The organism is Caproiciproducens sp. NJN-50 (genome assembly GCF_004103755.1).
In the GTDB taxonomy this organism is placed as follows: Bacteria; Bacillota; Clostridia; order Oscillospirales; family Acutalibacteraceae; genus Caproicibacter.
Genome location: NZ_CP035283.1, coordinates 446,531 through 459,626, shown reverse-complemented (window position 1 = coordinate 459,626; position 13,096 = coordinate 446,531). Strand labels below are relative to the sequence as shown.

At 53.4% G+C, this 13,096-nt stretch carries 10 protein-coding genes; 8 read left to right on the top strand and 2 right to left on the bottom strand.

Features of this window, described 5'->3' with window-relative positions; all coding sequences use genetic code 11:
* Positions 1–81: 81 nt before the first annotated feature.
* Complete coding sequence (locus EQM14_RS02335; RefSeq protein WP_128741435.1) at positions 82–1,101, top strand: LacI family DNA-binding transcriptional regulator; 1,020 nt, start codon at positions 82–84, stop codon at positions 1,099–1,101.
* Positions 1,102–1,224: 123 nt separating this feature from the next.
* Here the strand turns inward: EQM14_RS02335 and EQM14_RS02330 are convergent, their stop codons facing one another.
* Both EQM14_RS02330 and EQM14_RS02325 read right to left on the bottom strand, forming a co-directional pair.
* Entirely contained in the window at positions 1,225–2,562 is a 1,338-nt protein-coding gene (locus EQM14_RS02330) for a sigma-54-dependent transcriptional regulator (protein ID WP_128741434.1), read from the bottom strand.
* 60 nt (positions 2,563–2,622) lie between these two features.
* Entirely contained in the window at positions 2,623–4,083 is a 1,461-nt protein-coding gene (locus EQM14_RS02325) for a two-component system sensor histidine kinase NtrB (RefSeq protein ID WP_164918923.1), read from the bottom strand.
* 517 nt (positions 4,084–4,600) lie between these two features.
* On the opposite strand from EQM14_RS02325, the gene EQM14_RS02320 reads away from it, so the two are divergent.
* The 7 genes from EQM14_RS02320 to EQM14_RS02290 are packed head-to-tail and all read left to right on the top strand — an operon-like array spanning position 4,601 to position 13,091.
* Positions 4,601–5,386: an enoyl-CoA hydratase/isomerase family protein gene (locus EQM14_RS02320; protein WP_128741432.1), complete on the top strand. Its 786-nt coding sequence runs from the start codon at positions 4,601–4,603 to the stop codon at positions 5,384–5,386.
* Between the two features lie 43 nt (positions 5,387–5,429).
* Positions 5,430–6,641 carry a CaiB/BaiF CoA transferase family protein gene (locus tag EQM14_RS02315; protein WP_128741431.1) on the top strand — a complete coding sequence of 404 codons (1,212 nt, stop codon included), beginning with the start codon at positions 5,430–5,432 and terminating at the stop codon, positions 6,639–6,641.
* A 24-nt stretch (positions 6,642–6,665) separates the two neighbouring features.
* Positions 6,666–7,811 (top strand): acyl-CoA dehydrogenase family protein, encoded by a 1,146-nt coding sequence (locus EQM14_RS02310; protein ID WP_243112588.1) that lies wholly within the window; start codon positions 6,666–6,668, stop codon positions 7,809–7,811.
* Positions 7,812–7,829: 18 nt separating this feature from the next.
* Positions 7,830–9,053 carry a CaiB/BaiF CoA transferase family protein gene (locus EQM14_RS02305; protein WP_164918922.1) on the top strand — a complete coding sequence of 408 codons (1,224 nt, stop codon included), beginning with the start codon at positions 7,830–7,832 and terminating at the stop codon, positions 9,051–9,053.
* A 33-nt stretch (positions 9,054–9,086) separates the two neighbouring features.
* Entirely contained in the window at positions 9,087–10,562 is a 1,476-nt protein-coding gene (locus EQM14_RS02300; RefSeq protein WP_128741429.1) for an SLC13 family permease, read from the top strand.
* Between the two features lie 54 nt (positions 10,563–10,616).
* Positions 10,617–12,080 (top strand): SLC13 family permease, encoded by a 1,464-nt coding sequence (locus EQM14_RS02295; protein WP_128741428.1) that lies wholly within the window; start codon positions 10,617–10,619, stop codon positions 12,078–12,080.
* A 36-nt stretch (positions 12,081–12,116) separates the two neighbouring features.
* Positions 12,117–13,091, top strand: coding sequence for an NAD(P)H-dependent flavin oxidoreductase (locus EQM14_RS02290; protein WP_243112587.1), 975 nt, complete (start codon positions 12,117–12,119; stop codon positions 13,089–13,091).
* Positions 13,092–13,096: the final 5 nt, after the last annotated feature.

Here is a 13,096-nt window from a genome sequence, read left to right as displayed (position 1 = left end):
TCCGAATTTTATTGATTTTTTCTACAAAGATTTTATAATTAAATTGTACAGGACAAACATCGATTGAAATGAGGGAATCCATTGCCGACACTAAAAGAACTGGCGGCTCTGGCCGGCGTCTCGCCAACGACCGCTTCCGTTGTGATGAGGGGAGAGGGGGACCAGAGAAACATCTCGCAGGCCACACAGCGGAAAATAATGGACGCGGCAAAGAAGATTGGGTATCAGACCAATCTCGCCGCGCGCAGGCTCCGCTCGGCCGGGGAAAAGAACACGGTGGTCGCGCTTTACTGGGCCACGGATTTTCGCGCGCCCATGATGGTGCGATTTCTTCACGGCTTGCAGCGCGCTGTGCTCGGCATTGGGCGCGGCATCGATATCATTATCCGGCCGTATGAAAACGGGAATTTGTGCCGGGCGGCTTCCCAGCAGAATCTCAGCATGTTCAACGGGGCCATCATCTGCAACGCCTCTCAGCAGGACATGGAATACCTGGAGGGAATGACCCCGCTCATCCCGACCGTGCTTTATAACCGGAGCTCCGTGAAATTCTGCGCCGCCACGATCAACAACTTTACGCTGGGCAGCCTGCCCGCCCGGATCTTTGCGCTGCGGGGGCATAAAAGAGCGTCCATCATCACCTCCGAGCCGGTCTTTGCGGAAATGTGGCTGCGGACGACCGCCTTTCTCCAGACCATAGCGGAATTTGGCATGGAGGCGATGCCCATTATTTACGAGCAAAATTCCATGCGCGGCGGATATCTGGCCGCCATGAAATTATTTGAGCAAAAAGAAATGCCCGACTGCATCTTTTTCGGCTCGGATGCAATGGCGGCGGGGGCGCTTCGCACTTTTTTTCTTAGAGGGATCAAAATTCCCCGGGATCTCGAATGTATCAGCATCGGCAACGGGGACCGCGATCTCGAAGAAAATTCGGTCATATCCATTTCCAACGTGCAGGTCCCCATGGAGGATATGGCTGAAAAATGCCTGAATCTTTTGCTGGAGCTGCTGGAGGGCAAACACAAGGAACCGTTTTTCGTCGAATTTCCGGTTGTTTACCATCCCCTGGAAAGCTGCGGCAGCATCCCCGTAAAATAAACAAAATCCGCCGGCAATGCACCGACGGATTTTTTATTGGGATAATAAAGCAGAGGGAATTTCATACGGCATGATCGATATGGATCAAGAAATACTATGCATGAAGTTTTCGTGGGAGGCGGATCACGGGTCCAGAAGATTCAGCTCTTTGATCCGGTATTGGAGTGCCCTGCGGGATATCCCAAGCTCTTTCGCCGTGTTGGTCCGGTTTCCATTGTTGCGTTCCAGGGCTTCAATAATCAGCATAATTTCCTGTTCCTTCAATGAAAGCCTTTCCTTTCCCTGTTTTCCGCCTTGGCCCAAATGGCATTCCTGCTGGTAATTTACCGGCAGGTCCGCCAACCCGATTTTATCTCCTTCACTTAAAACCGCGATGCTTTCTATCACATTTTCCAGTTCCCTCACATTGCCGGGCCAGTCATATCCCTCCATGGCCTTGTAGATCTCCGGGTCAATGGAAGGCAGGCTTTCTTCCCCACGGTTCCGCTTCCAAAACACGTCAAAATAGTATTCCGCTAAGATACGGATATCCTCACGATGCTGTCTGAGCGGAGGACATTTGATTTCCACCACGTTCAGACGATAATACAGATCTTTGCGGAACCTTCCCGAGTAAACGGCCTCTTCCAGATTTTCATTTGTTGCCGCTAAAATGCGGGAGTGGACCTCAATCCTCTCCGACCCGCCGATCCTGAAAAAATAGCGTTCCTGCAGAACATTCAAAAGTTTCGCCTGCAGGGGAAGCGGAAGCGTTCCAATTTCGTCAAGAAACAGATCTCCGTCTTCAGCCTGTTCGAATTTTCCCTTTTTCTGCCCGATTGCTCCTGTGTAGGCGCCGCGCTCATGTCCGAACAATTCATCCTCCATCAGACTTTCGGGCAAAGAGGCGCAGTCGACGTGAACGAAAGGGCTTGCGCTTCGCGTGCCTGTCCGGTGGATCTCCTTGGCAATGGCGCTTTTCCCGGTTCCGCTTTCACCGGTAATCAGGACAGTGGCGTTGCTGCAGGAAACCTTTTTGATTTTATGCCGCAGCTCCGCCATCTGGCAGCTCGTACCGATCAGCTCAGTGGAGATTGCTTTCCCCGACTTCTTCCGTTCGTTGGTTCGCAGAATGCGCTGCACTTTCTCAGCAAGTTCCGCGCAGTCGAAGGGTTTCCCGATATAGTCGTTCGCTCCGTATTTCATCGCCTCCACGGCATTTTCCACCGTCGCATACGCTGTGATCATAATAATCGGCATGACGGGATTCTTCCGGCGCAGCTCCTGCAGACACTGAAATCCGCTGTGGACCGGCATGTAGACATCCAAAATTGCAAGATCCACCGGGTTGCCGTTGATAAGGTCAACCGCTTCTTGCCCGTTTTGCGCCGTCAAAACATCGTAACCGGCAGACTTTAATTCTTCTTGTACCATCTGACAAATGATAGGCTCATCATCCGCCACTAAAATAAGCTGTTTCATCAGGATCACATCTTTCTAGGGAGTCAGATAAAAATCACTTTTGCGCCGCAAACGGCAACATTATTCCTGCGATTTTGCGCATTCCGGGCCCTTATGAGTGATTGGGAGGCTTACGCGGCAGACAGTGCCCTTCCCCGGCTCCGATTCAATGCTGATGCTGCCGCCATATTGTTCCAAAATTCGTTTGACAATAAACAAACCCATGCCGGTCCCGTTTCGTTTGGTCGTAAAGTAAGGAATAAATATTTTCTTTTGAAGCTCGCGGGGAATTCCGCATCCATCGTCGCTGATGACGACCTGGATTTGGTTCTCGTCACTGCGGCTTTTCATCAGTATGTTGCCGTCGTCGCCCACGGCGTCCATCGCATTGACAAGCAAATTGGAAAATATCTGGCGCAAATGGACCTCCTTGGCATAAAACTGCGGAAGATCCGGAGCCAGATCCATCCTGATCGCGGCTTGAGGTCCGGTTCGCTGACGGGTCGCCATCGTGTGACAATTCTGAAGGACAACATTCAAATCCACCATTGCCTCAGCCGGATCCCGCATGGAACTGCCCAAGGTCATCAGTTCGCTGATTACTTCGTTAATTCTCTCGACCTGAAAAGAGATGATGTTCCTCAGATGTTCGCCCTGTTGGTTATTTTGCGGAATTTTCTTGGCACACCCGTTGATAATCATCAGGGGATTCTTGATGTCATGGGCCAGCCCCATCGAAAATTCTCCTAAAAAGCCATATTGCTTGAGCTGCTCAACCTCCGCGGTTAAAAGCCGTTTTTCGGTTTTGTCACTGGCCAGAACAATCACCCCGGCAGTTTGATTCTTGCTGTTCTGCAGCGGGCTGACGGAAAGGGAAAGCACGCGGATGTCGTCATCCTGTCCAAACACAAATTCCTGATTGGTTTGCCGGTCGTTTGTCAGAATCGCCTGATGAATCATAGCCTGAAGGATTTTATTCTGCTCCGGCCTGGCCAGCACAAAAGCATGATCCTGGCAAACGCCGAACAACCGGCTTGCCGAAGGATTCATCCGCAAGACCTTTCCGCTCAAATTCAGGGCCGCGATGGCGAAGGGGACTCCTTCGAACAGGTTATCATACAGATTTTTATTCTGAAAAGCCTCATTTTCAATCAGTGTTCGCTGATAATTCAGCTTTTCATAAACATCGAGCCAGAGCAGGTCTTTTTCCGGAAAAGGCGATCCCTCTCGTATCACCAGAGTAAAGGCAAGAAACGGTTTCGCCTGTTTTTTGCTGGTCATGTGGTAATAGCAGCCCTCCCAGAAAAAGTTGCTGAATTTCTCCCCGGCAAAAATCCGGTCCCAGCAGCATTCGATAAAACGGAAAATTTTATTTTGGTCGATCTTTCTGTTTTCGATGATGCCGTTCACTTGAATTTTGTGATTCTGGCGGAACAGGGTAATCACGATCATTCCGTCCAGCTCCAGAACGTCGTAAAGTCCGTACTCTCTGTTCTTTTTCAGCGATTCCGAAACGGTGCAAGTCACGTCCGGGAAAAGCATTTGATGCACCTCTTTCTGGGGAAACAACATATTTCATCCGGCTTTTCATTATTTTTTCTGCTTTCATTATATATCGCGCTTATAAATTGCGCAATTCCTATATATTACACTTATGTTTGTGATTCATCCGCGAGCGGCAGCAGGCAGCGGCTGTGTTTCCCGTCCGCGCAGTTTCTCCGGGGCGGAGCCCTTCCGGTTCTGCTGAAAAATCAGGCAAATGCGCAATTTCTGCGCGCACCGTGTGCAGAAATTGCGCATTTTTTATCAACGCAGAAAATCCTTTGGCTTTCCGACAAAGTTCCCTCTTTCAACCGGCCAAATATCCTTGTGTAATATTGACAGATAATTAACAAACAATTTAGGGAGAAAAGCGAATATGAATGGAAACCGATTGTTGGCACCGTATTTGCTCCATATTAAGAGACTGATGAAAAACTTTGACGGCATCAAAACGGAAAAACCTGCTGCCCGAGAAAAGGGAATCAGGCAAAACCATTGCGAAAGGAGTTGAAAACAGATGTTTCAACACGTTTTGTTCGAAGTTAAAGATCAGGTAGGCTACATTACGCTGAACCATCCCGAAAAACGCAATCCGATCAATATCGACACCCACCGCGAGTTAAAGGAATGCTTCGACCTATGCGATTATGACGAAAAGGTCCGAGCGGTCGTGATCCGGGGGGCCGGCGGCAATTTCAGCGCCGGCGGGGATTTGAACGCCATGAAAACCCGGATCGACTCCGGAGTCAGGGGAACAAGGCAGGTGTGCCGCGCCGGAGCGGAAACCAACCTCCGCCTGCGCAATCTGCGCAAGCCCGTCATCGCCTGGATCGAAGGCGCCGTCGCGGGGGCCGGCCTTGCTTTGGCAATGGCTTGTGATTTTCAAATCATCGACGAACAGTCAAAATGCTTGTTTGCTTTCGTCAATATCGGCTTTGTTCCCGATTCGGGTACAACTTATTTTCTCACCCGCGCGGCGGGTACCGTAAGAGCTACGGACCTGCTGATGTCGGGAAGAAAATTCACGGGAAAAGAAGGGGCCGACTGGGGACTTTTTACAGAAGCGGTTCCGTCAGATCACCTTGAAAGCCGCGTGCGGCAGTATGTTGAGAAGTACTCAAACGGCCCTACCGTGGCTTACGGCAACATCAAGGCGATGATCAACCGCGCGCAGTTCGGTTCGTTCGCGGATGGGCTTGAGGCCGAAGTCGAATGCCAGGGCGAGTGCGAGCTGACCGAAGATTACCGGGAAGCCGTCACGGCTTTCCTTGAAAAGAGGAAACCACAGTTCAACGGAAAATAAAAGAAATTCAAAATCCGTGATAAACAGAAGGAGGAATGTCATCATGGCGGGAATTTTTGAGGGTGTTAAAATACTGGATTTCACCAATAACGTGGCGGGACCCTGCGGGACGGCGATGTTTGCCGACCTGGGCGCGAATGTTCTGAAGGTGGAACGGCCGGTTGCCGGTGACGACAGCCGGGGTATCAATCCGAGAATCGAAGGGCAGTCGCTTACCTTCATCTGGTGCAACAGGGGCAAAAAATCGATTGAGCTGGCTCTGGACGACCCTGAATCCCAAGAGCTCCTTTACAGGATCATTCAGGACGCCGACGTGGTGATTGAAAGCTTCAAACCCGGACTGATGAAAAAATTCAATCTGGATTATGAAAAGGTTGCCAAGGTGAACCCGAAAATCATCTATTGCTCCATCTCCGCCTGCGGCCAGACTGGAGGGTACCGCACCATGCCGGGCTTTGACATTATCGCGCAGGGGATGTCTGGTCTGATGGACCTGTGTGGCGATCCGGACGGGATGCCCGTGAAAAACGGCGTGACAATCGGGGATTATGTGGGCGCCTTTAACGCGTTCGGCTCTATTTCGGCGGCGCTGTATCACCGCCTTCGCACTGGGGAAGGACAGTATATCGACCTTTCCCTTCTGGACGGCCTGATCAGCTGCAACACGACCGCTGAAAATGCCGCGAATCTGGAAGCTCATCCCACCCGCTCCGGTCCGCACCACGGCACAATGGCGCCTTACGGCATCTATATGGGCAAAAACAATCAGTGCGTTATCATCGCCGCGTTTACCGCCGGCATGTGGAACAAACTCTGTATCTCCATCGGCAAGCCCGAGATGCTGGAGGACCCCGACTTTGCAACGAGCGGAATGCGCGTCAGGAACCTGAAGAGGCTGGTTGCCGTTTTGGAGGAATGGCTGCGTCAGTTCGACAATATCGACGACGCTGTAAAAATCATGAAAGACGGCGGAGTCGCCTGCTGTAAGATCCGTTCGACTTACGAGGTGGTGCACGACCCGGTCCTTTGGGAACGCGGCACTTTTGTCGAAATTCCGACGCAGCCCAGCTTCCAGAAAATCAAAAGCGTCAAGACCCGCGGCCCCTGGATCCGTTTTTCCAAAACACCGGCGGAAATGAAGCGGGCACCCGATCTTGGGGAACACAACTATGAGATTTTGGAAGAGTACGGCTGGGATAAAAATAAGATCGACGCCATGGAAGCAAAGTGGTCCGGGAAATTTAAAAAGCAGTAATCTGAATAAAGGAGTGAAATCATCGTGACCAATCATTTCTATCTTCTGACCGAAGAACAGCGCGACCTGCAGCTCATGGTCAGGGAATTCGCCGATAAGGAAATCATTCCGACCGCCAAGGAATGCGAAATAGACGGCACGTTTCCAAAGGAACTATACCGGAAAGCCTTTGAAATGGGACTGACAACCTATACCCTGCCGGAAAAATACGGCGGATGCGGCGGGGACATTTTTACATATTCGCTCATCAAGGAAGAGCTGGCAAGAGGCGACGCCGGTTTTTCAGGCACCGTTGCGGGCGCTTACATGGGCATCGTCCCCATCAAGGTGGCCGGAAACGAATATCACTGGAAAATCGCGGCCGACATTCTGACTAACGGAGGCCTGATGTCCTTTGCCCTGACCGAGCCGAACGCGGGTTCCGACGCCGCGGCGGTAAAAACAAAATATGTGAAAGACGGGGACTCGGTCGTCATCAACGGCCGAAAGGGCTTTATTTCAAACGGGGAAGTATCCAATTTGTATACCGTCTTCGCGACCTCGGACTCCTCTCTGGGCGCCAAGGGGATCGCCTGCTTTTTGGTTCCCCGCGACACTCCGGGCATTTCCATCGGCAAGCACGAGGATAAAATGGGTTACAGAACCTCCTGCACCAACGACGTTGTCTTCGAAGACGTGCGGATTCCCCTCAAAAACATGATCGGCGCCGAGGGAGAGGGAATGTCGATCTGCAAGCGTTCCCTCGGCTACACCCGTCCCACGGCCGGCGCCGGCGCGGTGGGAAACGCACAGTATGCCTATGAGTGCGCTGTGGAGTATTCAAAAGTACGGACGACATTCGGCCGGCCCATCTGCAAAAATCAGGGGATTTCCTTTATGCTTGCAAACATGTATATGAAGCTGGAAGCGGCCCGCCAGATGGTCTGGTATTCCTGCCGCTGCGCGGACGCCGGGATTTTCGACGCAAGGCTCTCCTCCTCCTCCAAGGCTTTCGCCGCGGACGCGGGAATGGAGGTCTGCACCGACGCGGTCCAGGTGCTGGGAGGCTACGGATACAGCCGGGAATATCCGGTCGAGAAAAGGATGAGGGATGCGAAGATCTACCAGATCTTTGAAGGGACCAACCAGATTCAGAGGATGGTCATCGCGAGCGACATCCTGCATTCCTGAATGAAGGAGGGAGAAGAGATGCGCAGGGTTTTTGAAGGAATCAGGGTTCTGGACTTCAGCAACAATCTGGCCGGCCCCTGCTGCGCCGCAATTTTTGCGGACCTGGGCGCCGAGGTGATCAAGATCGAGCGCCCCTTCGTGGGGGACGACAGCCGCGCGATCGCGCCCCGAATCGAGGGCCAGTCTCTGCAGTATATCTGGTTCAACCGCGGAAAAAAATCCGTGGAGCTGGCTCTCGACGACCCGGAAGCTCAGGAGATGGCCAGAAGTCTGATCCGGGATGCGGATATCCTGGTGGAGAGCTTCAAACCGGGCAACATGAAAAGGTTTGGCCTGGACTACGAGAATGTGGTTCAGATCAATCCCAAGCTCATTTACTGCTCCATTTCCGCGTGCGGGCAAACCGGGGCATATGCAAAAAAGCCGGGCTTCGACATCATCGCCCAGGGGATGTCCGGGCTGATGGATCTGGCCGGCGAGCCGGACGGAGCGCCCGTAAAGCAGGGAGTCACGATCGGCGACTATGTCGGCAGCTTCAACGCGTACGGCGCAATTGTAACCGCTCTGTATTACCGGAACCTGACGGGAGAGGGCCAATACATAGATATTTCGCTTCTGGACGGCCTGGTGAGCTGCAACAGCACCCTTGAAAACGCGGCGACGCTGGACGCTTATCCCACGCGCTCGGGGCGGCACCACCAAACGATGGCTCCCTATGGCATTTACCTCGGCAAGAACGGTCAAAGCGTCGTGATTGCCGCGTACACCCCTTCCATGTGGAAAAGGCTGTGCACCGCAATGGAGAGGCCCGACCTGATCGACGACCCCCGTTTCTGCTCCGTTCTGCTCCGGGCTCAAAACATCAGGGAGCTGGTGCCCGAAATCGAGGGGTGGCTGAGCCGGTTTGACAGGATCGACGACGCAATCAGCCGGATGGAAGGCAACGGAGTCGCCTGCTGCAAGATCAAATCCACTCACGAGGTCGCGAACGATCCGGTGCTGTGGGAAAGAGGCAGTCTGGTCGAAATTCCGACCCAGCCCAGCTTCAGGAACGTGAAGTCAATACGGGCGCGCGGGCCATGGATGCAGTTTTCCAAAACGCCGATGGAGATGAAGCGGGCCCCCGACCTCGGCGAACACAGCGCGGAGGTCTTTGCCCGCTACGGTTGGAACGAAGAGAAGGTTCATGTGCTGAAAGAGAAGTGGAAAATCGCCGCTGAATGCAAAAAGAACCCCAAATGAGCTTTTTTACACCAATTGAGGAGGAATGTATTCATGCAAGAAGCAATCCAAAAAATCAAGACCGATAAGACCTGGACCAGGAATATGCTGCTCGCAATCGCCATCTATGCCGTCTTCCAGTTTATCCTTCCGGCGCCGGCGCCGATCACAAAAGCCGGCATGGGAGTCGCCGGGATCTTCCTCGCGACGCTTTTCCTGTGGATCAAGGTGGGAATCGGCTGGACCAGCATTCTCTGCGTCGGCATGATGGGCACCACCGGAGTCTGCAGCGCGACCGATTTGTTCGAAAAGACCTGGGGCAATTCCATGGTTCCCTTTGTCGTGGCTTGTTTCCTGCTCAATATCGCAATGGCGGAAACGGGCTTTACCCGCAGATTCGCAATGTGGTTTATCACCCGCCGAATCTGCAAGGGCAAACCCTGGCGGATCATGTTCATGCTTTTTTTGTCCTGCCTGTTGATCGGCCTGGTTTCTACCAGTTCACCGATTGTCATCTTGTACATGGCCATTGCGGAAGAAATGTTCGTTATGACGGGTTACCAAAAAGGTGACGAGCTGCCGAAGGCTACCATGATCAGCATCTTCTGGATGGCTCAGGGCGCCATGTTCATGACTCCGATCTCCCACGTGCTGATCCCGGCCATTTTCGGTTACATGAACAAAGACTTTGGCGTAGACGTCACTTATGCGCAGTTTTCTTCGATCTTTATGCTTTGCGGCCTGATCTGGTTCATCGCCTTCTGGCTCATCTTCCGTTTTATCATGAAACCGGATGTTGAAAAAATGGCGAATCTCGATATCGAGGCGCTTCGTGCTACAATGCCGAAAGTATCGGCCCAGGAGATCATCTCAGCCGTCGTCTACGGCATTGTAATCATTGTCTGGCTCTGCCCGGATCTGTTTACGGCGATAGGCCTGACTGTTTTGGGTAAATATATGAAGAGCCTTGGTACGGCGATCCCCGCGATGGTGGCCGTCGGCGTGCTGGCGATGATCCGGATCGACGACAAACCGGTCCTCGACGTCCAGAAGGCCTGCAAAAGCGTCGCCTGGGGTTCGGTTTTCATGATGGCGGCCGTCATGGGCACGGCCTACCTGTTCGGCCTTAAATCCTGCGGCGTCACCACCTGGCTGGGCCAGACCTTCGGCCCTCTGATGTCTAGGATGTCCCCCCCGATCTTCGTTCTGTTTGCGACGGCCTGGATCGTCATTATGACAAATCTGATGTCCAACACGCTGGTGTCTTCCATGTACACGGTGCTAGTTCCCATTGCCATGACCGTATCCGGCGTAAACCCGATCGCGATCGCCCTGATGATCGCCTCCGCATGCAACGCGGGTTTCGCGACTCCGTCCGCCTGCCCGGCCGCAAGCCTCGCATCCGGAGCCGGTTGGACGCCGGCCGGCTATCAGGGAAAATACGGCTGGGTCCTTGCGGCTGTGACACTGGTCATTATGGCCGCGATCGGTTACCCTCTGTGCAATCTTATGTTTCCTTACCATGCATAACCGGGGCGGCTGCGCCCTCGGAGATGTTATCCTGAATTTGGAGGAGGAGGAAGAATGGCCGGCTATCGATCAATATTCAGCTGTTCCACGCACCGCAACCTTTCGATTGCGGCTCTCGTATGGGCGCTGTTTCAGTTCATCCTTCCGGCGCCCGAACCGATTACCAAAGCGGGCATGGGCGTGGTCGGTGTCTTTTTCGCCACCCTTTGGCTCTGGTGTACCGAGGGTTCCGGGTGGCCGAGTCTGCTCTGCGTAGGCATGATGGGGACCACCGGCATCTGCAAATCCAGCGAATTGTTTTCAAAGACCTGGGGAAGCGAAATGGTCCCGTTCGTCGTGGCCTGTTTTCTGCTGAATGCCATTATGGCGGAAACCGGCCTGACCCGCAGGGTCGCCCTGTGGTTTATCACGCGTCCTTCCTGCAGCGGGAACCCCTGGCGCATCATGTTTATGTTCTTCCTCTCGATTCTGATCGTATGCCTGTTTTCCACCAGCTCGCCCATTATCATTCTGTATATGGCGCTGGCAGAGGAAATTTTCCGGATGACCGACTACCGGAAAGGTGAAAGTCTGGTAAAGGCCACCATGATCGGAATTCTGTTTGTGGCGCAGGGGACCATGTTCATCACTCCGGTTTCCCATATCCTGATTCCGATGGTTTTCGAGTACATTAAAAACGACTTCAACCTCTCCGTGTCCTACGCCGCGTATACAAAAATGATGCTGCCCGCCGGAATCGCGTTCTTCGCGGTCTTCTGGATCATTTTCCGCTACTGGATGAAGCCGGATGTAAGCAAGCTGAAAAATCTGGATATCGACTCTCTGCGAAGATCCGTTCCGAAAATCAGCAAGCAGGAAATCATTGTAGCCCTTGTTTACGGACTTGTCATTGTGGTGTGGCTCTGCCCGGATTTGTTCACCGCGGCGGGAATGAAAGATCTGGGCGGTTATATGAAGAGCCTTGGAACCGGAGTCCCGGCGCTGGCCGCCGCCGGGCTGCTCTGCGCGATTCATGTGGACGGAAAGCCTTTGATCGACATGGGCAAAGCCGTCCGGAGCGTAACGTGGAATTCGGTGTTCATGATGGCCGCAGTCATGGGTACGGCATATTTGTTCGGGCTGAAAAACTGCGGTGTCACAACGTGGATGATGAATTCCCTGAAACCGCTTCTCGGCGGCATGCCCGCATTCCTGTTCGTGCTCTGCGTCGCCGTCTTTATCATTGTTATGACCAATTTTCTCTCAAACACGCTTACCGTTTCCATGTATGCCGTCATCATACCGATCGCGATGAGCGTTGCGGGAGTCAACCCCATCGTGCTTGCGCTTTTGATCGCCGGGGGCGGCAATATTTCGCTGTCCACTCCAAGCTGCTGCCCGGCAGGCGGGCTTGCGTCGGGAGGAGGATGGGTTTCCGTGGGCTACCAGATGAAATACGGCTGGTCTCTCGCCGCCGTCAGCATTCTGCTGCTCTCCTGCGTGGCCTACCCGGTCGGCTGTCTGATTTTTCCGTATTGAATAGAATACGTGTGTCATTGTGAAAGGAAGACAAAGATGATGAAATCTAAAATCTGTGATCTGTTCGGCATCGAGTACCCCATCGTTCAAGGCGGCATGCAATGGCTCGCCGTCCCGGAATTTGCGGCCGAAGTTTCAAATGCGGGCGGGCTTGGCACTTTGAATTCCTCCCTGTACACGTCCAAAGAGGAGTTGAGAGAAGGCATCCGCAGGCTGCGTTCCCTTACGGATAAGCCCTTTGCCCTGAACATTTCCATGCTGCCCGTACAGGTCGCGGGCGAAATGACGAACGATTTTCTCGCCGTCGCGGCCGAAGAAAAGGTTCCGGTGGTCGAATTGGCGGGCCGCGATCCCAAGCCGTATGTCCCCATGCTGAAGGAAGCCGGCGTCAAAGTCATCCACAAGTCCACGGCGATCCGCTTCGCCAAAAAGGCGGAAGCCGCCGGCGTCGACGCGGTATCCATTGTCGGCTTTGAGTGCGGCGGCCATCCGGGCATGGATGATGTCTCCACCATGGTGCTGATTCCCAGCGTGGTCGACGCTGTCAGCGTGCCCGTCATTGCGGGCGGCGGCATCTGCGACAGCAGAAGCTATCTGGCGGCGCGGGCGCTTGGGGCGGAAGGCGTCGTAATGGGCACCCGCTTTGTGGCAACCAACGAATGCCTGATTCATCAGAATTTTAAACAGCTCTTTGTGGACCTGGACGAACGCAGCACCGCGATCGTCCAGCGCTCCATCAAGAACGCCTCCCGGGATATTAAAAACGAGACGATAAAGCAGCTCATGGAATTGGAAAATTCCTCCGATCATCCGCTTACCCTGCAGGAGATCCTGCCGTTTGTGAACGGCAAACGGCAAAGGCAGGCTTACCTGAGCGGCGACGTCGGCGACGGCGCGATCCCCGCGGGCGAGTGCATCGGTCGGATTCACGACATCCTCTCTGTGAAAGAAGTGATTGAAGAGATTGCTGTGAACTCTGAAAAAATAATAGCCTCCTGGGTGAACAGATAATGCGC

What these genes read in the sequence shown, in the direction of transcription:
- EQM14_RS02325 (WP_164918923.1), bottom strand. Translation starts at nt 4,083, where the DNA reads ATGCTTTTCCCGGACGTGACTTGCACCGTTTCGGAATCGCTGAAAAAG.
- EQM14_RS02295 (WP_128741428.1), top strand. Translation starts at nt 10,617, where the DNA reads ATGGCCGGCTATCGATCAATATTCAGCTGTTCCACGCACCGCAACCTT.
- EQM14_RS02305 (WP_164918922.1), top strand. Translation starts at nt 7,830, where the DNA reads ATGCGCAGGGTTTTTGAAGGAATCAGGGTTCTGGACTTCAGCAACAAT.
- EQM14_RS02290 (WP_243112587.1), top strand. Translation starts at nt 12,117, where the DNA reads ATGATGAAATCTAAAATCTGTGATCTGTTCGGCATCGAGTACCCCATC.
- EQM14_RS02320 (WP_128741432.1), top strand. Translation starts at nt 4,601, where the DNA reads ATGTTTCAACACGTTTTGTTCGAAGTTAAAGATCAGGTAGGCTACATT.
- EQM14_RS02300 (WP_128741429.1), top strand. Translation starts at nt 9,087, where the DNA reads ATGCAAGAAGCAATCCAAAAAATCAAGACCGATAAGACCTGGACCAGG.
- EQM14_RS02315 (WP_128741431.1), top strand. Translation starts at nt 5,430, where the DNA reads ATGGCGGGAATTTTTGAGGGTGTTAAAATACTGGATTTCACCAATAAC.
- EQM14_RS02330 (WP_128741434.1), bottom strand. Translation starts at nt 2,562, where the DNA reads ATGAAACAGCTTATTTTAGTGGCGGATGATGAGCCTATCATTTGTCAG.